Source organism: Streptomyces sp. NPDC093568, assembly GCF_044764945.1.
Taxonomy (GTDB): Bacteria; Actinomycetota; Actinomycetes; order Streptomycetales; family Streptomycetaceae; genus Streptomyces.
Window position 1 is genome coordinate 913,690 of the sequence record NZ_JBIWJD010000001.1, and the last position, 22,554, is coordinate 936,243.

At 71.3% G+C, this 22,554-nt stretch carries 17 protein-coding genes; 11 read left to right on the forward strand and 6 right to left on the reverse strand.

Features of this window, described 5'->3' with window-relative positions; translation table 11 throughout:
* Nucleotides 1–112: 112 nt before the first annotated feature.
* Both ACIRD7_RS03920 and ACIRD7_RS03925 read right to left on the reverse strand, forming a co-directional pair.
* On the reverse strand, nt 113–1,474 hold the full coding sequence (locus ACIRD7_RS03920; protein WP_403449332.1) for an MFS transporter: 1,362 nt from the start codon (nt 1,472–1,474) through the stop codon (nt 113–115).
* Nucleotides 1,475–1,510: 36 nt separating this feature from the next.
* Entirely contained in the window at nt 1,511–2,875 is a 1,365-nt protein-coding gene (locus tag ACIRD7_RS03925) for a hypothetical protein (RefSeq protein ID WP_403449335.1), read from the reverse strand.
* A gap of 263 nt (nt 2,876–3,138) precedes the next feature.
* Between ACIRD7_RS03925 and ACIRD7_RS03930 the strand changes: the two genes are divergently transcribed.
* Together ACIRD7_RS03930 and ACIRD7_RS03935 are read left to right on the forward strand one after the other, a co-directional pair.
* On the forward strand, nt 3,139–4,176 hold the full coding sequence (locus ACIRD7_RS03930; RefSeq protein ID WP_403449337.1) for a LuxR C-terminal-related transcriptional regulator: 1,038 nt from the start codon (nt 3,139–3,141) through the stop codon (nt 4,174–4,176).
* Nucleotides 4,173–5,321 carry a GNAT family N-acetyltransferase gene (locus ACIRD7_RS03935; protein WP_403449339.1) on the forward strand — a complete coding sequence of 383 codons (1,149 nt, stop codon included), beginning with the start codon at nt 4,173–4,175 and terminating at the stop codon, nt 5,319–5,321. The genes ACIRD7_RS03930 and ACIRD7_RS03935 overlap by 4 nt, the downstream gene beginning before the upstream one ends.
* Nucleotides 5,322–5,328: 7 nt before the next feature.
* Here ACIRD7_RS03935 and ACIRD7_RS03940 read toward each other — a convergent pair whose 3' ends face one another.
* Genes ACIRD7_RS03940 through ACIRD7_RS03950 form a run of 3 tightly spaced genes read right to left on the reverse strand, consistent with a single transcriptional unit; the run spans nt 5,329 to nt 8,961 of the window.
* Entirely contained in the window at nt 5,329–7,566 is a 2,238-nt protein-coding gene (locus ACIRD7_RS03940; RefSeq protein ID WP_403449342.1) for a xanthine dehydrogenase family protein molybdopterin-binding subunit, read from the reverse strand.
* A complete protein-coding gene (locus tag ACIRD7_RS03945; RefSeq protein ID WP_403449343.1) occupies nt 7,563–8,102 on the reverse strand; it encodes a (2Fe-2S)-binding protein in 540 nt (179 codons plus the stop codon). The genes ACIRD7_RS03940 and ACIRD7_RS03945 overlap by 4 nt, the downstream gene beginning before the upstream one ends.
* Nucleotides 8,065–8,961, reverse strand: coding sequence for an FAD binding domain-containing protein (locus ACIRD7_RS03950; protein WP_403449346.1), 897 nt, complete (start codon nt 8,959–8,961; stop codon nt 8,065–8,067). The genes ACIRD7_RS03945 and ACIRD7_RS03950 overlap by 38 nt, the downstream gene beginning before the upstream one ends.
* Nucleotides 8,962–9,253: 292 nt before the next feature.
* Here ACIRD7_RS03950 and ribA point away from each other — a divergent pair, with 292 nt between their 5' ends.
* The 8 genes from ribA to fusA all read left to right on the forward strand — a co-directional run bounded on the left by ribA (nt 9,254) and on the right by fusA (nt 19,138).
* Nucleotides 9,254–9,955, forward strand: a complete 702-nt coding sequence (gene ribA / locus ACIRD7_RS03955) for a GTP cyclohydrolase II (protein WP_403449348.1) — start codon at nt 9,254–9,256, stop codon at nt 9,953–9,955.
* Complete coding sequence (locus tag ACIRD7_RS03960) at nt 9,952–11,652, forward strand: WD40 repeat domain-containing protein (RefSeq protein WP_403449350.1); 1,701 nt, start codon at nt 9,952–9,954, stop codon at nt 11,650–11,652. The genes ribA and ACIRD7_RS03960 overlap by 4 nt, the downstream gene beginning before the upstream one ends.
* The gene (locus ACIRD7_RS03965) at nt 11,642–12,631 is read left to right on the forward strand and encodes a formylglycine-generating enzyme family protein (protein WP_403449353.1); all 990 of its coding nucleotides are present in this window, start codon (nt 11,642–11,644) and stop codon (nt 12,629–12,631) included. The genes ACIRD7_RS03960 and ACIRD7_RS03965 overlap by 11 nt, the downstream gene beginning before the upstream one ends.
* Nucleotides 12,628–13,683 (forward strand): pyridoxal-phosphate dependent enzyme, encoded by a 1,056-nt coding sequence (locus ACIRD7_RS03970; protein WP_403449354.1) that lies wholly within the window; start codon nt 12,628–12,630, stop codon nt 13,681–13,683. The genes ACIRD7_RS03965 and ACIRD7_RS03970 overlap by 4 nt, the downstream gene beginning before the upstream one ends.
* A 3-nt stretch (nt 13,684–13,686) precedes the next feature.
* Nucleotides 13,687–14,313 carry a serine O-acetyltransferase EpsC gene (gene epsC, locus ACIRD7_RS03975; protein WP_403449356.1) on the forward strand — a complete coding sequence of 209 codons (627 nt, stop codon included), beginning with the start codon at nt 13,687–13,689 and terminating at the stop codon, nt 14,311–14,313.
* A gap of 5 nt (nt 14,314–14,318) precedes the next feature.
* Complete coding sequence (locus ACIRD7_RS03980) at nt 14,319–15,608, forward strand: ATP-grasp domain-containing protein (RefSeq protein WP_403449359.1); 1,290 nt, start codon at nt 14,319–14,321, stop codon at nt 15,606–15,608.
* Complete coding sequence (locus ACIRD7_RS03985) at nt 15,605–16,786, forward strand: flavodoxin family protein (RefSeq protein WP_403449362.1); 1,182 nt, start codon at nt 15,605–15,607, stop codon at nt 16,784–16,786. The genes ACIRD7_RS03980 and ACIRD7_RS03985 overlap by 4 nt, the downstream gene beginning before the upstream one ends.
* Nucleotides 16,787–17,074: 288 nt before the next feature.
* Nucleotides 17,075–19,138, forward strand: a complete 2,064-nt coding sequence (gene fusA, locus ACIRD7_RS03990; protein WP_403449365.1) for an elongation factor G — start codon at nt 17,075–17,077, stop codon at nt 19,136–19,138.
* 85 nt (nt 19,139–19,223) lie between these two features.
* Here the strand turns inward: fusA and ACIRD7_RS03995 are convergent, their stop codons facing one another.
* A complete protein-coding gene (locus ACIRD7_RS03995; protein WP_403449368.1) occupies nt 19,224–21,014 on the reverse strand; it encodes a coagulation factor 5/8 type domain-containing protein in 1,791 nt (596 codons plus the stop codon).
* A 215-nt stretch (nt 21,015–21,229) separates the two neighbouring features.
* Between ACIRD7_RS03995 and ACIRD7_RS04000 the strand changes: the two genes are divergently transcribed.
* Nucleotides 21,230–22,549: an ABC transporter substrate-binding protein gene (locus ACIRD7_RS04000; RefSeq protein WP_403449371.1), complete on the forward strand. Its 1,320-nt coding sequence runs from the start codon at nt 21,230–21,232 to the stop codon at nt 22,547–22,549.
* Nucleotides 22,550–22,554: the final 5 nt, after the last annotated feature.

Sequence of the window (22,554 nt, forward strand, 5' to 3'; positions counted from 1 at the left end):
AGCCGATTGCGACCGACAGCGCCGTACGACCGCCGCCGCCCGGGTGTGACACCGGGCGGCGGCCGTCATGTGTCCTACGACCGGGCGCCTGCCAACAGGCCCCGGGGCAGGGTCAGTCGGCAATCCGGCTGTCGAGCCGCTCCACCGGCTCGGAGTCCTCGGCCGGTGCGGGGGCGCTCTCCGTGGCGGGCCCCCGGCCGAGGGTGAGGACGAGCGGCACGGCCAGCAGGCTGATCACGACGAGGAACGCCCAGGGCAGCAGCGCACCCCCGTCGAGCAGCGCGGTGAGCAGTGCCGGGGCCACCGCACCGCCGATCGACCAGGACATCTGGTAGACGCCCAGGTACCGGCCCCGCAGGTGCTCGGGCGCCATTACGACGCTCAGTTCGCTGACCGGCGGGGAGCTGAGGATCTCGGCCACGGTGTAGAGGATCATGGCGATCAGCAGCCCGACGATGACGGCCCAGCCGGGCAGCGCGAGCAGCGCGCCGAAGAGGACGAACGACGCCGCGTTGACCAGCAGGGCCAGCGCCAGCACCCGTTCCGGCCGGCGCGTCTCGATCCAGCGGCTGGCGAGGGTCTGGAGCAGCGCGACCATCGCCGTGTTCAACACGACGAGCACACCCACTATCCAGGCGCCGACGTCGAGGTTGTCCGCCGCGTAGACGGCGAGCAGCACCGTGATCACCGTGGAGGCGAAGACGAAGGAGACGTTCACCGCGACCAGTCGCAGATACCGGATGTCCTTCAGGACGGTGCGATAGCCGCCGCGCGCCTGCTTCGCGGTCTCGTCCTTCGCCTTCTCCTTCGCGGCGTTCGCCGCCGTGCCCGCCTCGCCCGCCTCCTCGGCGTGCGCCGAGGGCCGCCAGGTGAGGAAGAGCCACCCGGCGATGGCGAACGTGACCGCGTTGATCACCATGACCGTCCGCAGCCCCGTGACGGTCCCGACGCTCAGGGCCACCGCCGAGGCGGCGCCGCCGAACCCGACGCCGACGTTGCGCAGCGCGCGGACGAAGCCGAACCACCGCGCCCGTTCGGCGCCGTCGGCGACCAGCACGGTGAGCGGACTGTTGCCCATCCAGAAGCAGTTGGCGCCCAGCTGCACCACGAACTGCCACAGCACGATCTGCCAGGCCGAATGGGCGAAGAGAAACCCGATGAATCCCGCGACCGAAATCCAGTTGCCCGCCGCGACCACGACACGTGGACCGTATTTGTCCAGGAGCGGCCCGATAAAGGGCGGAACAGGGAGGGCGAGCAGCCGGCCGGCGGTCAGCGCGGCGCCGACGGCGACCAGTGACAGCGACGTCGTCTTCACGAAGAAGACGACGGTGAACGCCATCACCAGCCCGTTACCGAGACTGTCGATCAGATTGGCCGTGACGAATCGACCTTTTCCCGCGAGGTCTGGCAGACCCCAGGCAGTCTGAATCCGCCGCCACTTCGAAGGTGCGGGGGAATGCTGGGGCATCATGACCTCTCTTCAGTCCGACGACGCGGTATCGACAGGCTATTGGCTCGTCGCGGGCAGATCACGCTGATGGAAGACGCCCGCGCTGCGCGCCTGGGCATGTGACTTGATCGTGATGACGCTGCCCGATCCGGCCGGTACCGCCTTGGCATACGCTCCTGCATAACCATGCGGGGTATAGAACATTCCATACGCCGCATGCCATTCCTCGGTTTCTCCGGATACCGGGTCGACGACGAGTTCCGGCCGCGGGACGACCCGCTGCTGCACCACGCAGCCCTCCGCCGCGCTCTTCTCCAGGGCGCGCCGCCATTCGGCGTCGTCCGTTTCCCAGCCAACCACCGCGCCCACTCCGCCACCGCGGGCGTTGACCTTCAGGATCAGCTGCTCGCGCCGCTCGACGCACTGGTCGATGAGGTCGGTGTCGGCCCTGACCGCGTCCTCGCTGAGCATCCGGGTCCAGGGCAGCACCCGGTCGATGAGCCGGCACTCGTCCTCGCTCAGACCGCCGCGACGCCGCGGGTCCGAAAGCAGCCCCATACAGCTCTTGTTGCTGAACACGCTGCTGGACAGTGGCGTCCAGATCAGGGTCCCGCCGGCCCGGTGCGCCCGCAGCAACGGCTCGACCAACTCCCAGCCGCCCGGCTCCTCGGCGATCTGAGCTGCCACGAAGCAGCGGTAGACCACGTCGATCCGCTGGTTTCCGAGATAGAGCGCCCCGTCCCGCTCGTGCACGTCGCCGACCTCGGCCACCAGGATGTCGAGGCCGGCCCAGCTCAGCGCGGACTGGAACGAGCGCCACGTCTCGCCGTACTCCGCGAGGCCGCCCCGCCACTCCAGGAGCGCGACCACCGGCTCGCGGTCCGGCGCGATCCGCGCGCCCGCCCGGCGCAGCGCCTCGGCCGCGGCGCGGGCCGGATGCGTGTAGTCGAGCCGGTGCCTGCGGGCGAAGTCGGCGAAGGCGTCGATTTCCAGCATGGCCCGGGGGATTTCACCGGCGAGGTCCCAGCCGCCCACCTCGCTCCCGAGGCCGAACTCCAGGAGTCTGAATGACGTTCCGTCGTGGTACATATCGGCCCGCCCATTATGGGGTGGCAGTGCGTCACCCAGGCGCTGGATCGCCTCCCATCGGCCGTCGCCGATGCCCAGCACCGACCGGAATGCGTTCAGGTCACCTTTGAACAGCCGGTCCGGCAACGATATGAGCGTTTCCACGAGATGATGCAGGTCGTCGGCGAACTCGCGTAGTTCCCGCTCGGCGACGAACAGAGGTCTGGCCAAATACTCCCCCTGCCACGGGGAGAGTGTGTGAAAGCCCTTGACATGCTTGGCTATTGAAGGTAAGTCGCTGCCCGGTTTGCGGAACTCCTGATTGTACTGGGCCGTTACCTGTTCGGACGACATGAAGTCTCCACTTCTGTTCCCGGTGCGGGTCGTCGTGGCTCAAAATGCCGGTCGACATCCGCCGTCGACACGGGACTTGTGTGTTACGACTAGATTACTTGAAGATGCGAAAGGAATGGTTCTGCACCATGCGGGAACGGTTATGTTCAGCCATGCCGCACGAGCGGCGAACGCCGGTGGAACGCTTCCTGTCGACGGGGGAACAAGGCACGGGTTGCCTGCTTTTGGTAGAAGGTCCTTCAGGAACAGGTAAAAGCTATCTATTGACGGCCGTAGTGGCCGAAGCGCGAGAAAGGGGTTTCCGAATACCGCCCGCCCAGGTCGTCGCGGTCCCCTCCCTGCTGCGGGCGTGGCTGGGACAGGAGGAGCGCGAAACACCCGTCCTGGTCGCGGTCGACGATCTGCACAAGCACGACCAGCAACTGCCCTCGGCGCTGCCCCGGTTGATCGCCGAGTACCTGTCGTCGTCCGTCGTGTGGGCGCTGACCCGGCGCACCGGCCGCGGTGGTCCCGACGTGGAGCGGGTCTTCTCGCTGCCGCCCGGCGAGCCGTCGCTGCCCCACACCAGAGTGGGCCTCGGCCCGCTGCCCGAAACCGCGGTGCGCGCGCTGGTCTTCGACCTGCTCGGCGCACCCGCCTCACCCGCGCTCGCCGCACTCGTCGCCACCGCGGAGGGCAACGCCCGACTGGTCCTGGAACTGCTCCAGGGACTGCGCGAGGAGAACGCGCTCGCCGTCACCGACGGCATGGCCCAACTGACCTCCACCGCCCTGCCCCAGCGGGTGCACCGGGCGGTACGGCTGCTGCTGGCCGAAGTGTCCCCGCGCTGCCGGCTGTTCATCCAGCTCGCCGCGCTGAGCGGCAGGGAGTTCGAACTCGGCGCGGTGGCCGAGCCCTTCGAGCAGCCCCCGGGGATGCTACTGCCGCTGGTGGAGGAGGCCACCGACGTCGGGGTCATCACCGGCGTCGGCGACCGACTGGCCTTCACCCAGCCCCTCTTCTGGCAGGCGGTGCTGGAATCGCTGCCCGAGCCGATGCGAGCGGGAGCGCGCCGCGTGTCCGCCGGCCCCGGCGACGGACTCCGGGACGACCCGGTCTGGCCCGCCAGCCTCGGGGAGATGGATCTGCTGATCGCCAACCTGGTCAGCCACGGACTGACCAACAGTCAGATCGCCACCCGCATCAACCGGTCCCCGCACACCGTCAGTTACCACCTGCGGAAGATGTTCGGCACACTCGGCGTCCGGTCGCGCAGCGAGCTCGCGGGCACGGTCCGGCAGAGACTACGGGAGGCGCCATGACCGCCACGACGGACTGCTTCGCCGACGCGATCGGCGGAGTCGGCGACACGGAGTGGGACCGGCTCGCCGACGGCCGGTTCTACTCGTCGGCGCTGTGGCTGCGGCTGTGCGGCCTCGCCCCCGGATCGGTCTCCGGCGGCCTGTACGTGCACACCCCCGGGGGCGGCCGGGCGGCGGTCCCCGTCGCGGCGGTCCGCGAGGAGCCCAACCCGCACCTGCGCTGGCACGAGATGCTGACCGCACGCGGCCTGCCCGCTCCCGAACCCGGGGGCATTCTCGTCGGCCAGCGCCGCGGCTACCTGGCGCACCTGCTGACCGACGAGGGCACCGACCGGACAGAAGCCGCCACCGCGCTGCTCGACGCGCTGCGCACCCTGCGCTCACCCCTGCACGAGGAAGCGAAGATCCCGCGCGTCGCGATGTACCTGACCACCCCGGACGTCATGGCCCTGCGCGCGGCGGGGGTGCGGACGGTTCCCGTCGCGCTGAAGACCGACGCCTGGATCGAGATCCCGCCCGGCGGCTGGGACGCCTGGCTCGAGTCCCTGTCCGCGCACCGGGCGCGCCGGATCCGCAGCGAGGTCCGCAAGTTCGAGAAGGTCGGATACCAGCTGGAGCACCGGACGCTCGCCGAGTGCTGGCAGGACGTCGCCCGGCTGCTGGCCCGCACCGAGTTGCGCTACGGCAGGACCGTCGACGTCGCGCCGATGGCCGAGTCGTTCCGCAAGCAGGGCGAACTGGCCGGATCGCGCGCCGAGGTGGTGCTGTGCTCGCGCCCCGGGGAGGCACCCGTGGGGTTCTGTCTGTACTACCGCTGGGGCGACACCGTGTACTTGCGGGCGATCGGCTTCGACTACGACCGACTGGCCTCGGCCGCCGAGTACTTCAACCTCACCTACTACCTGCCGGCCCGGATCCCGGGCGTGCGCTGGCTGCACGCGGGCACCGAGACGGCGGAAGGGAAGGCACTGCGCGGCGCGGCACTGCGGCCGCTGTGGCTGCTCGACCTGTCCGAGGGCAGTCCGCTGACCGGCTGCGACGAGGAGATCCGGCAGCACAACCGGGCTTTGCTGAACCGGTTGCGGGACTCCTCACCGGCGATCGCCGGGGCCCTAGACAAGGACCTCTGGGAGCCCTACTGCTGAGCGGGCTTCAGGGCCGGGACGCCTCGTGCGTCCCGGCCACGAGGTGGTCGGGGCGGATCGGGACCCGGTCGATGTCGATCCCGGTGGCCGCTCTGACCGCCGCGGTCACCGCGGGCGTAGCCGAGATCGACGGCAGCTCGCCGATGCCGCGCAGACCGTACGGCGCATGCGGATCGGCCCGCTCCAGGATCTCCACCCGCACCGGCGGCACATCCGCCATGGTGGGCAGCAGATAACCGGAGAAGGACGGGTTGAGCACCTGCCCCCGGGACAGCTCGATCTCCTCCAGCAGCGCCAGGCCGACCCCCTGGACCGTCCCGCCCTGGAGCTGCCCCACGACGGCGGACGGATTGATCGCCCTGCCGACGTCCTGGGCGATGGCGAGGTCGATCACCTTCACCAGGCCCAGCTCGACGTCGACCTCCACGACGGCCCGGTGAGCGGCGAAGCCGAACTGCATCGCGGAGTCACCCTGTCCGGTCCCGCGGTCCAGCGGGTAGGTCGTGCGGTGATGGAATTCCGCCGTCTTCTCGACCACCCGGGTACCGAGCAGTTCGGCCAGCCCGACCAGCCGCCGGCCCGCCTCGTCGACCACGGCGTCGTCGGCCAACCGCAGGCCGGAGGCGGTCCCGAGCAGCGCGAAGACCTCGTCACGAACCTGGCGGCAGGCCTCCCGAGCCGCACCCCCGGTGACGTACGTCTGCCGGGACGCCGACGTGGGGCCGGCCGTGCCGAACCGGGAGTCCTCCTGACGGACCTCGACCCGGCGGACACCGAGCTCGGTGGCGACGATCTGCCGCAGGACGCCGAGCACCCCCTGCCCGACCTCGGCCGCGGCCGACGAGACCGTGGCGAGCACGCCGCCGTCGGCGGACGCCTCCAGCCGCACCCGGGCCGTGGAGTAGTCGTCGAACCCCTCCGAGAAGCCGATGTTCTTCAGACAGGCCGCGTAGCCGACACCCCGCACGACCCCGGCGGGCGGCCCGGGGTCGGCGGGCGGCAACGGCAGATCGCGCAGCCTCTCCAGCAGTTCGGCGACCGGCGCGGGACTGTCCAGCACCTGGCCGGTCGGGAGGGTGCCGCCCTCCGCCAGCGCGTTGCGCAGCCGCAGCTCCACCGGGTCCATGCCGAGTGCCGTGGCCAGCCGGTCCATCTGGCTCTCGTACGCGAAACACGGCTGTACGGTGCCGAATCCGCGCATCGCGCCGCAGGGCGGGTTGTTGGTGTACATGGCGCGCGCGTCCACCTGGACATGGGGCACGGCGTAGGGGCCGACCGCGTGGGTCGCCGCGTTGCCCGCGATCGCCGGCGAACTGGACGCGTACGCCCCGCCGTCCAGGACGATGTCCGCCTTGACGTACACCAGGCGGCCGTCGAGGCTCGCGCCGTGCTCGTAGTGCAGCACCGCGGGATGGCGGTGGACGTGGCCGAAGAAGGACTCCGTGCGCGTGTAGACCATCTTGACCGGCCGGTTCAGGCGCAGCGCGAGCAGACAGGCGTGCACATGCAGGGACAGGTCCTCGCGCGCGCCGAAGGCACCGCCCACACCCGCGTGCTTCAGCACCACCTTGTCGGCGGGCAGCCCGAGGCAGGCCGCCACCTGCTCCTGGTCGACGTGCAGCCACTGGGTGGCGATGTGGAGTTCGACGCCGCCGTCACCGTCCGGGACCGCGAGGCCGGACTCCGTGCCCAGGAACGCCTGGTCCTGCATGCCGAGGGAGTAGCTGCCGCGCACCACCACATCGGCGGCGGGCAGCTCGCCGTGCTGCGCGGCGCCGCGCCGGATCCGGGTGTGCGCGACCAGGTTGCCGTCCGGATGGACGAACTCGCGGCCCGCGTCGAGTGCCGTCGCGGCATCGGTGACCGGCGTGCGGACGTCGTACTCGACCCGGATCAGCTCGGCCGCCGCGCGGGCCGTCTCCAGGTCGACGGCCGCGACCACCGCCACCGCCTCACCGTGGTAGCGCACCCGGTCCGAGGCGAACACCGGCTGGTCGACCTTCATCTGGCCGAACAGGGCGCGTCCCGGGATGTCGGCGTGGGTGATGACGTCGAGCACACCGGGGACCTTCAGCGCGTCCGTCGTGTCGAGGGAGCGGATCAGCGCGCTCGCGTACGGGCTGCGCAGCGTCGCGGCCCACACCATGCCCTCGGCCGACAGATCGGAGGAGTAGACGAAGCTCCCGGTCGCCTTGGCCGGCCCGTCCGGCTGCCCGGGACTCGAGCCGATGCCCTGCGCGGTCACGGCTGCGCCACCTCCGGGGTGTTCGTCCCCTCGGACCGCTCCGCCGCCGGGTCCGCCATGCGCTCGGCCGCCAGCAGGACCGCCTCGACGATCCGCTGGTAGCCCGTGCACCGGCAGAGGTTCCCGGACATCTCCCGGCGCACGTCCGCCTCCGACGGGCGGGGCGAGCGGCTCAGCAGATCCGTGGCCGTCACCACCATGCCGGGAGTGCAGAAACCGCACTGGACCGCGCCCGCGTCGAGGAAGGCCTGCTGCACGGGGTGCAGAGCCCCGGTCGCGGGGGCGCCGTCAGCGGCCTCCGCGGTCAGGTCCTCCACCGTCCGCACCGAGCAGCCGTCGGCCTGGGCCGACAGCACCAGGCAGGAGTTGACCAGGACTCCGTCGAGCCAGACCGCGCAGGAGCCGCACTCGCCCTGCTCGCAGGCGTTCTTCGGGCCGATCAGACCGAGCCGTTCGCGCAGCAGGAAGAGCAGGCTCTCACCGGGCCCGTCCTCGCAGTCATGGCTCTTGCCGTTGACCGTCACGGTGATGTCCATCGTGTCCTTCCGCGAGGAACATGTCCCAGACCTGGACGAGGTTGCGGGCGGCGAGCACGGAGACCGCCCGCCGCCGGTAGTCCGCGCCGACCCCGCCGTGCTCGACGGGCGTGGTGGCGACGGCGGCCAGCCTGCCGAACTCGGCGACGACAGCCGCCGGCAGCGGCCGGGCGTCGTTCAGCACACCCGACTCCTCCAGCAGCCGCTCGGCGACCAGGGCCCGTACCGGAGCCGCCCCATAGGCACCCACCGCCGCACGGACCCGTCGCTCGTGCCGGTCGAGGACGATGGCGAAGGAGCACAGCGACTTCACCTGCCCGCGCCGCAGACCGATCTTCTGGAACAGCTGCGGTCCGGCCGGCCGCGGCACCCGCACGCCGGTGATCAGCTCGTCCGCCCCGAGGACGGTCCCGCCCCGCTCCCGGTAGAAGCCGTCGGCGGGCACCCACCGGCTGCCGTGCACCGAGCTCAGCTCGATGTCGGCGCCCGCGGCCAGCAGCGCCGGATGCAGATCACCCGTCGCGGCGGCAGTGCCGAGGCTGCCGCCGATCGTGCCCCGGTTGCGTACCTGGCGCGAGCCGACCGAGCGCGCGGCCAGGGCGACCCCGGGCAGTCGGCCGCCCAGCCGCTCCTCGATGGTCGTATGGCACACGCGCGGCCCGAACCGGACCACGTCCGGCTCGACCCGGTAGCCGTCCGAGTCGGGGATCCGGCTCAGGTCGAGCAGCACCTCGGGCCGGAAGTGACGCAGCTTCATCGCCACCATCACATCGGTGCCGCCGGCGACGGGTGTCGCGCCCGGCAGCTCGGAGCGGACGGCCAGCGCCTCGTGCCAGCTCTGCGCCCGTACCACCTGCACGTGTTCTCCCTCGAGTCACGGCGTCCCCCGGGTCCGTCGCCGGACGGGCCTCACTCTCCACGGCGGGACCGGACCGGGCAAGGGCGCACAGGAGGTCGGACCACTCGTGTAGTTCCCCTACACGATCGCGTAGTGGCAGGTCCGGCGGCCCGGGTGTCAGGATCCCAGGAGGGCGGGGCCCTTACACACAGGGCCCCGAAAGAGTGGTTCATGCCCGTTCGGGCACAGTGACGGGGGCGCAAGGCTGTAAGCGCACACAGGTCTCACTGATGCCTTTCGACCAGCAAGGAAGATGGGGGCAGATGTGCGCGAACGCGACGAGGCGCAGGACACGGCGACCCGATCGGTCGACACCCGGAACGAGCCACTGCCACCGGCCAGAATCCGCACCACCGTGACGATTCCGCTCCAACTCGGGCCGGAGCGCTTCGAGCCGGCCGAGGTCATCTCCTTCCACGGACTGGCCGACCAGGGCGAACACGTCGCGGTGGTCTTCGGCGACGCGCTGAAGCAGGAGTGCCCGCTCGTGCGGGTGCACTCGGAGTGCCTCACCGGTGACGTGCTGGGCTCCGCCCGCTGCGACTGCGGACCCCAACTGCGGGAGTCCATGGACCTGTTGAACACCGCCGGCGGCGTCCTGCTGTACCTGCGTCAGGAAGGCCGCGGGATAGGCCTCTACAACAAGCTGGAGGCGTATCTGCTGCAGGACGTCGGCATGGACACCTTCGCCGCGAACCGCGCGCTGAACTTCGGCGACGACCTGCGCGACTACCGCGTCGCCGCCCAGATGCTGACGGCACTGGGCATCCGGCAGGTCGACGTGCTGACCAACAACCCCGACAAGGAGACCGCGTTGAGCGAGCGCGGCATCGTCGTGCGGCGCAGGCTGCCCACCGGGGTGTACGTGACCCATGCCAACCGCCGCTATCTGATGGCGAAGATCGACCACGCCGGCCACGAGATCAATGTCGAGGACGTCAGGAGTGCGCAGTGATCGAACACAGGAGTCCCATCAGCGGCATCGCCACCTACGGTGACCGCTATGTGGCGACCGCCGGCTACGACAACCAGGTCATCCTCTGGGACCAGGGCGCGGCCAGCGCGCTGACCCGCGTCGTCCACGACCACCTGGCCAACCAGTGCAGCTTCAGCCCCGACGGCACGCTGCTCGTGACCTCGTCCAGCGACTACACCGCCCGCCTGTGGTCGATTCCCGACCTGCGCCTGCGGGCCGTGCTCAACGACCACGACGACGACGTCGAGATGTCCACCTTCCACCCGACCCGGGAGCTCGTCGCCACGGCCTCCCGCGACCACCGGGTCAGGGTGTACGACTTCGACGGGAACCTGGTGCGCCGCTTCGAGGGGCACACCATGGACGTCATCTCCGTCGAATGGGCCAAGGACGGCGACGAGCTGATCAGCTCCAGCGACGACGGCACGGTACGGCGCTGGTCGCTGGCCACCGGCGGCCTCGTCGGCACCATCGACCTCGGCGGCGTCGAGACCGACACCATCTCGATCGGCACCGACGGCACCCTGTACGCGGGCAACGACGACGGCGAGATCGTGGTGATCCGCGGCACCGACACACGCGCCGTGCCCGCCCACGCCGCCGGCATCAAGCGACTGGTCCTGGACAGCTCCCGCAACCTGATGGTGAGCCTGAGCTACGACCGCAACATGCGGCTGTGGGACACCTCCGGCGGTGAGCTCACCGAGGTCGACAAGGCCGACATCCCCGACGACGTCTGGCCGCGCTCGTGCGCCTTCGGCGCCCGCCGCACCCTGGTGTTCGGCACCTTCGGCAGCACCTACCGCACCTACGACTACGGCACCCGGCAGTGGCTGTCCACCCACGTCCCGCCCACCTTCGGGGTGAACGCCGCCTGCGCCCACGACGGCGGGGTCCTCAGCATCGGCGACGCCGGCATCGTCATGCGCGACGGCACACCCGGCACCGAACTGGGCAGCCTCTGCAACTTCCTGACACCGCTGAGCCCCCTGGTCGTCACCGGCGGCCAGCTCGGCAAGGTGATGGACGCGATCGGCGGACGCCTGCTGCACCAGCACAAGTCCCCGCTCAACTGCGGAGCCACCTTCGTCAGGGACGGCGCCCCGCACATCGTCGTCGGCGCCTACACCGGCGAGGGCCTGGTCTTCCGGCTGACCGAGGACGGCGGCCTGCGGCACATCCAGGACGTCAAGCTGCACGACAACGCCGTCAAGGGCGTCGCCGCCTCCGACCGGTACATCTTCTCGGTGTGCGCGGACACCAGCGTGGCCTGGCACGACATCCGCACCCTCGAACTCGTCCACCGCATCGACGGCGCCCACGACCGGATCGCCAACGGCTGCGTCTCCCTGGCCGACGACCACTTCGCCAGCATCGGCCGCGACCTCAAACTCCGGCTGTGGGCACCGGACTTCAGCTCCACGGTGGTCGACACCCCGCACACCCACTCCATCAAGTCCATCGCCGCGGACGACTCCGGCCGGCTGATCGCCACCGGCTCCTACCACGGCCACGTCGCCGTGTACGACCGTGAGCGCGGCGCCTGGGGACCGGCCCTGCGGCCCACGACCTCCGGGATCTCCTCGCTGTCGTACGACTCCGGGCGCGGCCTGTTCCTGGCGAGCTCCTACGACGGCAGGGTCTACGAGATCGCGGGGACGCCGGATGAGCGCTGACGTACTGCCCGCGGTGCGCAACCCCAACGAGCTCTCCGACCGGGAGGCCATGGGCCTGCCCGGCCGGCTCGTGGAGCGCCTGCCGCACGACCTGTTCGCCGCGCACCCCGACCTCTTCACCCGTCCCGTCGAGCAGCTCGCCGCGCTCTGCGCGGACCCCGCGGAACCCTTCGAACGCCGTTACGCGGCCGGCAGCGTGCTCGGCCTGCGCGGCGATCCACGGATCCGGCCCGACGACCCGGAACTGGTCGACGTACCGGCCGCGACGGTCGAACTCGGCCTGCCGGAGGACCAGGTGGCGTCCGTCGTGGAGCGATGGGCGCGCTACGGGGTGGTGGACTCGTGGATCCGCAAGGAGTGTCCGCGCCACCAGGTGGACATCGCCGCCTTCCGGATCATGCGCTACCCGGTGACCAACCTGGAGTACCGGCGCTTCCTCGCCGACACCGGCCACACCACGCTGCCCACGTCCTGGCAGTTCGGCGGATACCCGCTGGCCCGGGCCAACCATCCGGTGTGGACGGTCCGGCCCGAGGACGCCGACGCGTACGCCACGTGGCTGTCGGCGCGCACCGGGCGCCGGTTCGAGCTGCCGACGGAGGCGGAGTGGGAGTACGCGGCCGGCGGTGGCGACGGCCGCGAGTTCCCCTGGCCGGGCGACTTCCTCGACGACCACGCCAACACCGTCGAGGAAGGCCCGCTGGACACCACCCCGGTGGGCGTCTACCCGGCCGGCCGGACCCCGTTCGGCGCCGAGGACATGGCCGGCAACGTCGAGGAGTTCGTCGCCGACGACTACCGGCCCTACGAAGGCGGACACCCGGTCGACGACGACCTGGTCGTCCGCCAGGGCACCTATCGTGTCGCCCGCGGAGGCAGCTTCACCCGCTACGGCGACCTCGCCCGGTGCGCCCGCAGACATGGCTGGTTCGACCGCTCGATCTACGCGATCGGCTTCCGATTGGTGGAGCGCCCATGACCCTTCCGTCGAGCACCACCGACCCCAGCGCACCACCCGACGACCAACTCCAGCGGCCGTTCACCCCGTTGGACCCCGAGGACGTGCTGGACTTCGCCGAGGTCCACAAGCGGTATCCGGCGATGGCCGACTTCCACGCACGGCTCGGCGGCACCTCGCTGCGTGAGGTGCCCGCCGAGCCGGGCGGTGCCCGGATCCTCGCCAAGTGCGAGTGGGAGAACCCCAACGGCTCGGTGAAGGACCGCACCGCCTACGCCCTCATGGCCGACGCCCTGCGCCGCCACGGCGACCGGCCGCCCGAGGAGCTGCGCCTGCTGGTGTACTCGGGCGGAAAGCTGGCCTCGGCCATGTCCCTGCTCGGTCAGCAGACCGGCGTACGCACCCGGTTCGTGCTGATGTCCAGCAGCCCGCCCAGCCTGCTCGCGCTGCTGAAGGAGCGGGGCGCCGAGGTGGAACTGGTGCCCGCCGAGGGCGGCTTCCTGCGGACCATCAGGGCCTCCCAGCGGATGGCCGAGACCGAACCGGACTGGACGCTGGTCTTCCAGCACAGCAACCCGGTCAACGTGGCGATCCACGAGCGGACCACCGGCGGTGAGATCCTCGCCGCCCTGGGCGACGCCCGGCCGGCCGCCTGGCTCGCCTCCATCGGCAGCGGCGGCACCTTCGTCGGTGTCCTGCGGGCGCTGCGGAGCAGGTTCCCGGACGTCCGCGCGATCGGGGTGACGCCCGAGGAGGCGCCGTACGGCAACCCGGGCCCGCCGCTCGGAAAGCCGACGTACGAGGGCTCCGGCGGCCATGGCTACGGCATCCGGCAGCCGTTCGTGAAGGCCCACGACGAACTGGTCGAGGGGCACCGCCACGTGACGCTGCCCCGGGCCCTGCGCGGCATGGGCGAGTTCTTCGACCAGACCGGTGTGAAGATCGGCAGCTCGGCGGCGGCGAACTGGCTCGCGGCCAAGGAGGTCGCCGCCGAACTGCCCCCCGACGCGGTCGTCCTGACGGTGTTCGCCTGCGCCGGGAACCCCGAACAGTGGTCGGAACTGGGGCGGTGAGCCATGAAGAGCCTCGCGCGAATCCGTGAGGACATCGCGGTGGTCGTCGAGCGCGACCCCGCCGTCAACACCACGGCGGAGGCGATCCTCTCACCGCACCTCATCGCGCTGTGGGCGCACCGGATCTCGCACGTGGCGTATCGCACCGACCACCGGCTGGTCGCCCGGCTGATCTTCCTGACCGGCCGGTGGCTGTCCGGCGGCATCGAGATCCACCCCGGGGCGCGGATCGGCCGGCGGCTGTTCATCGACCACGGCTGCGGCACGGTGATCGGTGAGACGGCGGTGATCGGCGACGACGTCACGCTGTACCACCAGGTGACGCTCGGCGCGCTGGGGTTCCGGCGGGACAACCTGCGGCCGAAGGGGCAGCGACGGCATCCCGTGATCGGGTCGCGGGTAGTGATCGGTGCGAACTCGGTGCTGCTGGGTCCGCTGCGGGTCGGCGACGACGCCCGGATCGGCGCGAAGGCGTTCGTCATGGACGACATTCCGGCCGGCGCGGTGGTCGTCGCCAAACGCAGCGACGTCATCACCCCGGGCGGCCTGAACGGCGCCGGCCCGGACGGCGCACATCAGAACGGTGGCCGGCTCGCCGCCTCGCTCGGAGAGCCGGAGAAGGAGAAGTGACCGGCGTGCGGCAGCCTGCCCTCATCATCATGACCTCGCTCAAGATGATCATCCGCAACCTCCGACTCGTGGAGTACACAAGGGAGTTGGGGGTGACACCCGTCCTGGTGTTCACCCGGGGCGGGGACGAGGAGCGGCTGCGCGAGCTGATGGCGGACCCCGGCCACCCGCTGTCCGCGCTGGGCGACCTCTGCCCGGTCGCGGACCCGTCGCCGGCCGGCACCATCGCCGGGGTGCAGCCACTGCTGGAGCGCTACGACGTCCGTGGCGCCCTCTCCTGCGGCGAGTACTACGTGGAGGCGGCCGGGGCGCTCACCCATCTGCTCGGCCTGCCCGGCTCCGGCTGGCCGGCCGCCGCGATCAGCCGCAACAAGATGTACCAGCGCACCGCCCTGCCCGACCTCTCGCCGAGGTACCGGGCGATCCACCCCGGGCAGCGCGCCGGCCTGGATTTGTCCGCCGAAGGCTGGCAGGGCCCCGTCGTCCTGAAGCCGGTCAGCCGCATGAGCAGTTCCGGCGTCCGCGGACTCGGCTGTGTCGACGAGGTCGCCGAGGCCCTCGCCGACTACCCCGAGCACGAGACGCTCCTGGTCGAGGAGCGGGTGGTGGGCCCCGAGTACTCGATGGAGAGCCTGGTCCAGGGCGGTGAGCCGCTGTGGACGGGCATCACCGAGAAGCTCACCAACGAGGCGGGCGGGTCGACCTTCACCGAGATGGGGCACACCGTGCCCGCCCCCGAGCCGTCACCCGGCCGGTTCGCCGAACTGTCCCGGGCGCACGCCGAGGTGCTGCGGCGCCTGGGCTTCGGCGACGGCATCGCACACGCCGAGTACCGCATCACCGACGACCGGGTGGTGCTGATGGAGGTGGCGTTCCGCATTCCGGGCGACGGCCTCGCCGCACTGTGGAGCCTGGCCACCGGAAGCTCGATGGAGGAACGGCTCGTCGACCTCGCCCTCGGCCGGCCCACCAGCTACCCCGCGCCCGCCCGCCGCGTCCGCCACCTCTTCCTCGACCACGCCTACGGCACCCTGGTCGACGTCCGCGGCAAGGGCCCCGAGGTCAGCTGGACGACCACCGACGAACGCTGGCCCGACCTCGTCCCCACCGACTCCGCCGCCGCACCGCGCTGCTGCGCCGTACTGACACCCAGGCTGCGGGGCGACCGGCTCGGCCCCATCGTCGACTCGGGTGAGCGGTCGGTGTCGGTGATCGTGGACGCGCCCCTCGACGCGGACATCGAGGCGGTGGCCCGGCGCGCCGCCGAGGACGTCGAGATCGTCGTCGCCTCATGAGCGGTCGCCTCCCCGTCGCGGCCAACGTCGCGGTCATCTATCACTCCCGCAGGGGCACGGTCCGCTCCCTCGCCACCGAGGTGGCGTCCGGCGCCGAGGCCGCGGGCGCGCACGTCAGACTGCGCGGCATCGGGACCGACGGTTCCGGCGCCCAACCGGCGGACCTGGACGACCTGTTGTGGGCGGACGCCGTCGTCTGGGGCACGCCGACGCACTACGGCAACGTGTCCGCCGCGCTGAAGGAGTTCATCGACTCCACCGGCCCGGCCGGGCTGTGGTCGTCGGGCAGTCTGGCGAACCTCGCGGTCTCCGCACTGACCAGTTCCACCAGTCTCAACGGCGGCCAGGAGGGGACCCTGCTGAGCCTGCACCGGGCCATGTACCACTGGGGCGCGCTGGTCACGTCCGCCGGCGCCCCGGACGGCCCCGCCGACGACTGGTTCGACACCGGCGGCAACCCGTACGGCCTCTCGGTGTGCGCCGACCCGCAGGGCAAGATCGGCGCGGCGGCGGAAGCCGCGGCACGGGCCCTCGGCGCGCGGATGGCCGACCTGGCCGCCCGCGTCCACCACCTGCGCCCCACCAGGCCCGCCCGGCCCGGCCCGCTCCCCGCGGGAGGCCGGCGCCTGCTCGTCGCCCTCCAGCCGGGCGACGACCAACTCCGTGTCCTGGCCGAGCAGTTGGCGTCCGGTGCCGCCGAGGAGGGGGCCGAGACCAGAATCCGGCACGTGGACGGCGACGAGATCACGCCTTCCGACGTCGCCTGGGCGGACGGGATCGCCTGGGGCATGCGGGCCCGCACCGGAGTGCTCCCCGCCGCGCTGTCCGCCTTCGTCGAGCGGACCCAGCACGAGCTGCCCGGCCCCGCCTACCGGGGCAAGGCTGTCACGGCCTTCGGCACGACCCTGAACACGCACGCCGGAGGGGAGTCCACCCTGCTGTCCGCCTACACGGCGATGCACCAGTGGGACGCGACCGTCGTGGCCCCCGGCTACACCGACCCCGTCGTGAACGCCGCAGGCGGCAACCCGTACGGCACGCTCCACCACGCCGGCAACGGTCCCTCCGGGCACAGCGCCGCCGAGGCCGCCCGCTACCAGGGCCGCCGGCTGGCCGTCGTCACCGCGGCCCTGGCCACCGCGGAGTCGGGGCTGTCCAGCGGGCAGAAAATCGCGTGACCTGCCCCTGCCCGTCTCCCTAAACTCGCCGTGCACCAACACCAGGACAGACGAGCGAGGGGAGACCGGCCGTGCGCAACCGCACCGCTGTCGTCGTTCCCCGGTCCCAGTACGACGTGATCCTCGTGTCCTCGTGCGCCCGGTGCCCGCTGCGCGGCCGGCACCGGATGTCCGTGACGAACCCCTGAGCCACGCGCCGTTTTGACGACACGTCAGCTGTGTCCGTGTCCGCTCTCCGTCACGGGAATCGCGCTGCCCTTTTCCGGATCATCCGAAAGGCCATGGGCCGTGCGCACCAACCTCAACACCCTCGCCGTCGTCCGCAACCTCGGCATCCTCGCCCACGTCGACGCCGGCAAGACCACCGTCACCGAGCGGATCCTGTACGCCACCGGAACCACGCACAAGCGCGGCGAGGTCCACGACGGCACCACCGTCACCGACTTCGACCCGCAGGAGCGCGACCGCGGGATCACCATCTTCGCGGCGGCGGTGAGCTGTGCCTGGGACGGTCACCGGATCAACCTCATCGACACCCCCGGACACGTCGACTTCGCCGACGAGGTGGAGCGTGCGCTGCGCGTCCTCGACGGTGCGGTCGCGGTGTTCGACGCCGTCGCCGGGGTCGAGCCGCAGAGCGAGTCGGTGTGGCGGCAGGCCGACCGGCACGGCGTACCGAGGATCGCCTTCGTCAACAAGCTGGACCGGGCCGGGGCCGACCTCGACACCGCTGTCGCGTCGATCCGCGAACGGCTGCACCCGGCCCCCCTGGTCGTGCAGATGCCCATCGGCACGGAGGACGGATTCCGCGGTGTCGTGGACCTCGTACGGATGCGGGCGCTGGTCTGGGCGGACGGCGCCGGCACGGCCGTGGCGGAGCCGGTGCCGCCGGAGCTGCGGGAGGAGGCCCAGCGGCGTCGTCGGCTGCTGGAGGAGGCGGTGGCCGAGCTGCACACCGGCGCGCTGGAGGAGTTCTGCGCACGGTCGGCCCTCTCCGCGGGGACCCTGGTCCTCGCCCTGCGCGAGCTGACCCGCAGCGGTGAGGGTGTGGTCGTGCTGTGCGGCTCGGCCCACCGCAACCGCGGCATCGAGCCGTTGCTCGACGCGGTCGTGGCGTATCTGCCGTCGCCGCTCGACGTGCCGGCCGTACGCGGCCTGCGCGACGGCGTCACGGAGGAGCGGCCGGCCGACCCGTCGGCGCCGCTGGCGGCACTGGCGTTCAAGGTGAGCGCCACGCCGACGGGACGGCTCACCTACCTGCGCGTGTACTCGGGAACGATCGAGAAGGGAGACGCGGTGTACGACGCGGGCGCGCGGCGCACCGAGCGGATCGGGCGGATCCTGCGGGTTCAGGCCGATCGGCACGCCCATGTGGACCGGGCGGTCGCCGGGGACATCGTGGCCGTCGTCGGGCTGAGGTCGGCCCGCGCGGGCTCCACCCTCTGCGCACCGGACGCCCCGCTCGTCCTCGAACCGCCCGGTGTGGCCGAACCGGTGGTGTCCGTGGCGGTCGAGGCCCGCAGGTCCACCGACACCGACAAGCTGGCCTCGGCGCTGGCACGGCTGGCGGAGGAGGACCCGTCGCTGGTCGTCCGGACCGACGCCGAGACCGGGCAGACGGTGCTGTCCGGCATGGGCGAACTGCATCTGGAGGTCGCGGTGGAGAAGATCCGGCGCGACACCGGACGGGACGTCAACGTCGGCCGCCCCAGGGTGTCGTGCCGCGAGACGGTCGGCCGAGGTGTGTCCGGCTTCGTCTTCCGGCACGTCAAACAGGACGGCGGGGCGGGGCAGTTCGCGCATGTCGTCCTCGACGTGGAGCCGCTGGGCACGGAGTCCGGCTTCGAGTTCCGCTCGGCGGTCGTCGGCGGTCGCGTGCCGCAGGAGTACGTCCGCGCCGTGGAGGCCGGCTGCCGGGACGCCCTCGCCGAGGGACCGCTGGCCGGTCACCCGGTGACCGGGCTGCGGGTCACCCTCACCGACGGGGCGACGCATGTGAAGGACTCCTCCGACACGGCGTTCCGCACCGCCGGCCGGCTGGGCCTGCGTGATGCCCTGCGCACCTGCGCGATGGTCCTCCTGGAGCCGGTCGTCGAGGTCACGGTCACCGTGCCGCAGGACGCGGTGGGCGGGGTCCTCGGGGACCTCGCGGCCCGGCGCGGCCGGGTCTGCGGCTCGGTCACCCGGGCGGGCGAGGCGGTCGTCACCGCGACCGTGCCGCTGGCCGAACTCTTCGGCTACGCGACGCGGTTGCGCAGCCGCACCCAGGGCCGCGGCACGTTCACGGCCCGCCCGACCGGGTACGCCCCGGCACCGGCCGACCGCGTGCCGGCCGTGACGGCGACGCGGTAGCACGGCGAACGGCCCCCGCCGGGCGGCCCCTCCCACAGACGGGCGGGGCCGCCCGGCCACGACCGGCTCGGGCCGGGCGGACCCGTCAGGGGTACGAGACGACCGTCGACGGCACGGTCGAGGTCCCCGACGTCGGCGCCCCGGTGTCGTTGATGACGCACTCGTACTGTCCGTTGCCGCCCAGCGACACCACCAGAAGGTTGTGGAAGCGCACGCCGGGCCGGACGGGGGCGGCGAAGCCGTGGTGCTGCACGATCGTGGGGTCGACGTTGTAGTAGCAGTAGCTGCCCAGACCCCAGCCCTCGTGGGCCGTCACGCCGTCGCCGACCTTGTAGGCGGCGTAGCCCTTGAGGGAGCCGTTCTGGATGGCGGCCTGGTTCGGGGCGTCGTAGGCCTTCTCGTTCTGGAAGAAGACCGTGCGTCCGCGCTGGCCGTTCCACTGCACGTCGTACTTGTTGAAGTGCTCCACGAACAGGCCCGTCGCCAGGACGTCGTCGCCGTTGACGACCACGCCGTAGTCGGCGCGGTTGGTCTCCCAGCCGACGCCCTCGCCGTGGTCGGCGCGCCACACCCAGGTGTGGTCGATGACGGTGTGCCGGCTGTTGATCACCATGCTGGTGGTGGCCTTGCCGGGGCCCGCGCCGCCGATGCGGACGAACACGTCCTGGACGGTGGTCGGGTTGGCGGAGTGGTCCCTGGATGCGCCCCGCGGCCCGATCTCCAGCAGCGTGGCGGAGTTGACCGGTCCCGCGTCGACCAGGAATCCGGCCAGGCGCACCCCGTCGACGTCGGCGACCTTCACGGCCGTGACCCCGCCGTCCGGGATGAGGGTGGCGTAGCCGAGGCCGAGGACCACGGTGCCCGCGCGGTTGACCTGGATCGGCCGGTCGAGGTGGTAGATCCCCGGGGTGAGCAGCAGGTGCAGTCCCTGCGTGAGCGCCTCGTTGAGGGTGGCCGCGGAGACGCCGGGCCGGGCGACGTAGAACTGCGACAGCGGCAGCGAGGTGCCTCTCGGTGTGCCGTTGCCCCAGGTGACCCCGCGCGCGTTGGTGCGCTTCTCCGGGAGGAAGACCCGGTAGTCGTTGCCCTGGAGGTACAGGAACGGCTTCTCGCGCGAGATCGGGGTGGTGTCGAGCGTGGTGTACGGCGGATTGGGGAAGCTCTGCGTGGGGGCGCCCTCGACGCCGGAGAACACCATGTTCCACACGCCGTTGAGCCAGCTGCCGATCGCGCTGTCGCGGGTGTACCACTGCTGCTGCGAGTACGGTCCGACCTGCCCGTCGATCCGGCTGTCCGCGATGTAGCCGCCGCTCGCCCAGCCGTAGCCGGTGGGGGAGAGGTTGAGGCCGCCGCGGACGTGCATCCGGCGGAACGGGGCCGCCTGCGCGACGGCCCACCGGTTGGTGCCGTTGACCGGGACCAGGGCCAGGTTCTCCGCCGACCGCCAGAAGTTCTGCGTCGCGTTGCCGTTGAACCAGCCGGCGTCGACCGTGACGTCGCCGTTGATGGTGGTGTCGTCGGGGGACAGGCCCAGGCCCGCGATCGAGGTGTAGAAGCCGAGCTGGGCGTTGAGGCCGTGGTAGGTGCCGGGCTTGAACAGCAGCGCGTAGCGGCCGGTCCCGAACTGCGCGGACTCCTGCCGGCGGAACACCTCGTCGAGCCGGGCCTGGATGCCGGGGGTCGACGGGTCGAACACGATGACGTTCGGGCCGAGATCGCCGCCGCCGGGCAGGGCATGCGGCTTCTTGCGGGCCGACGGGGCCGCGGCGGACGGCGGGGCCGCGCCGAGGACGGCCGGTGTGGCCGCCGCGGCGGCGCCCAGGAGGGTACGGCGGCCGATCGAAGGCGGCCGGGAATCCGGGGAGGAAGCAGGCATGGGGCGGCTCTCCTTGTTCAGGAAGTGAACATGGTGGGGTTTGGGAGCGCTCTCTCGCCGGTGAATGGTTCAGCTGTAAAACGAGGGAGTCAAGACTTTGGACGAGAGTCCGGCGACTGTGTCAAAAGCCTTGACGCGCGCTCACCTTGGGGCTTAACTCACGCTCTAAATTAAGCAACCACCCAGCAGTACTCCCGGAAGGGACACCTGGAGCCATGCGCACAACGCGAGCCGCGGCCGTAGCTGCCGTCACCATGTCTCTCGTCCTGGCCGCCTCGGCCTGCGGAGGCGGTTCGTCGACCGACGGGGGCGGGTCGAACGACTCGCCCAAGACGCTCACGTACTGGGCCTCCAACCAGGGCGCCAGCATCGAGGTCGACAAGAAGGTCCTCCAGCCCGAACTCGACAAGTTCGAGAAGGAGACGGGGATCAAGGTGGAGCTGGAGGTCGTGCCCTGGTCCGACCTGCTCAACCGGATCCTCACCGCGACCACCTCCGGACAGGGCCCGGACGTCCTCAACATCGGCAACACCTGGAGCGCCTCCCTGCAGGCCACCGGGGCGCTGCTGCCCTGGAACGCCGAGAACTTCGGCAAGATCGGCGGCCGGGACCGGTTCGTGGACTCCGCGCTCGGCTCGACCGGCGCGGAGGGCCAGGACCCGGCGGCGGTGCCGCTGTACTCGATGTCGTACGCGCTCTACTACAACAAGAAGATGTTCGCCGACGCGGGCATCTCGAAGCCGCCGGCCACCTGGGACGAGTTCGTCGCCGACGGCAAGAAGCTGTCGAAGGACGGCAAGTGGGCGCTGGGCGTGGAGGGTTCGAACCCGTCGGAGAACATCCACCACGCCGTGGTCTTCGCCAAGCAGCACGGCGCCGACTTCTTCACCGCCGACGGCAAGCCCGACTTCACCTCCGACAAGGCGGTCGCGGGCGTCAAGCAGTTCGTCGACCTGATGGCCAAGGACAAGATCATCGCGCCGGGCAACGCGGAGTACGCCCAGAACCAGTCCGTCAGCGACTTCGCCAAGGGCAAGACGGCGATGCTGCTGTGGCAGTCCGCGTCCGCCAACCTCAAGTCGCAGGGCATGAGCGAGGACGCCTACGGGATCGCGCCCGTGCCCGTGCGGTCCGGCACCCCCGGCACCGGCACCGGCGTCAACTCCATGGTCATGGGCATCAACCTGGCCGTCTTCAAGAACACCGACAACATCGACGGCGCCACGAAGTTCGTGAAGTTCATGACGAGCGACGCCGAGCAGAAGGTCCTCAACGAGGCCTACAGCTCGATCCCGCCGGTCAAGGGCGCGCAGTCGGACGCCGCCTTCAACACCCCGGCGAACGCGGTCCTCAAGGACACCCTCGCGAAAAGCGCAATCGCGGCACCGCAGGTCGCCGACGAGTCCCAGTTCGAGACGGCGGTCGGTACGGCCGTCAAGGAACTGTGGGCCGACGCCGCCGCCGGCCGCCCGGTGACCGAGGCGTCGGTGAAGGCGGCCCTGGAGAAGGCCCAGCAGCAGATGCCGACGAAGTGAGCACG

What these genes read in the sequence shown, in the direction of transcription:
- ACIRD7_RS04000 (WP_403449371.1), top strand. Translation starts at nt 21,230, where the DNA reads ATGCGCACAACGCGAGCCGCGGCCGTAGCTGCCGTCACCATGTCTCTC.
- epsC (WP_403449356.1), top strand. Translation starts at nt 13,687, where the DNA reads ATGAAGAGCCTCGCGCGAATCCGTGAGGACATCGCGGTGGTCGTCGAG.
- ACIRD7_RS03965 (WP_403449353.1), top strand. Translation starts at nt 11,642, where the DNA reads ATGAGCGCTGACGTACTGCCCGCGGTGCGCAACCCCAACGAGCTCTCC.
- ACIRD7_RS03995 (WP_403449368.1), bottom strand. Translation starts at nt 21,014, where the DNA reads ATGCCTGCTTCCTCCCCGGATTCCCGGCCGCCTTCGATCGGCCGCCGT.
- ACIRD7_RS03935 (WP_403449339.1), top strand. Translation starts at nt 4,173, where the DNA reads ATGACCGCCACGACGGACTGCTTCGCCGACGCGATCGGCGGAGTCGGC.
- ACIRD7_RS03920 (WP_403449332.1), bottom strand. Translation starts at nt 1,474, where the DNA reads ATGATGCCCCAGCATTCCCCCGCACCTTCGAAGTGGCGGCGGATTCAG.
- ACIRD7_RS03925 (WP_403449335.1), bottom strand. Translation starts at nt 2,875, where the DNA reads ATGTCGTCCGAACAGGTAACGGCCCAGTACAATCAGGAGTTCCGCAAA.
- ACIRD7_RS03985 (WP_403449362.1), top strand. Translation starts at nt 15,605, where the DNA reads ATGAGCGGTCGCCTCCCCGTCGCGGCCAACGTCGCGGTCATCTATCAC.
- ACIRD7_RS03970 (WP_403449354.1), top strand. Translation starts at nt 12,628, where the DNA reads ATGACCCTTCCGTCGAGCACCACCGACCCCAGCGCACCACCCGACGAC.
- ACIRD7_RS03945 (WP_403449343.1), bottom strand. Translation starts at nt 8,102, where the DNA reads ATGGACATCACCGTGACGGTCAACGGCAAGAGCCATGACTGCGAGGAC.
- ribA (WP_403449348.1), top strand. Translation starts at nt 9,254, where the DNA reads ATGGGGGCAGATGTGCGCGAACGCGACGAGGCGCAGGACACGGCGACC.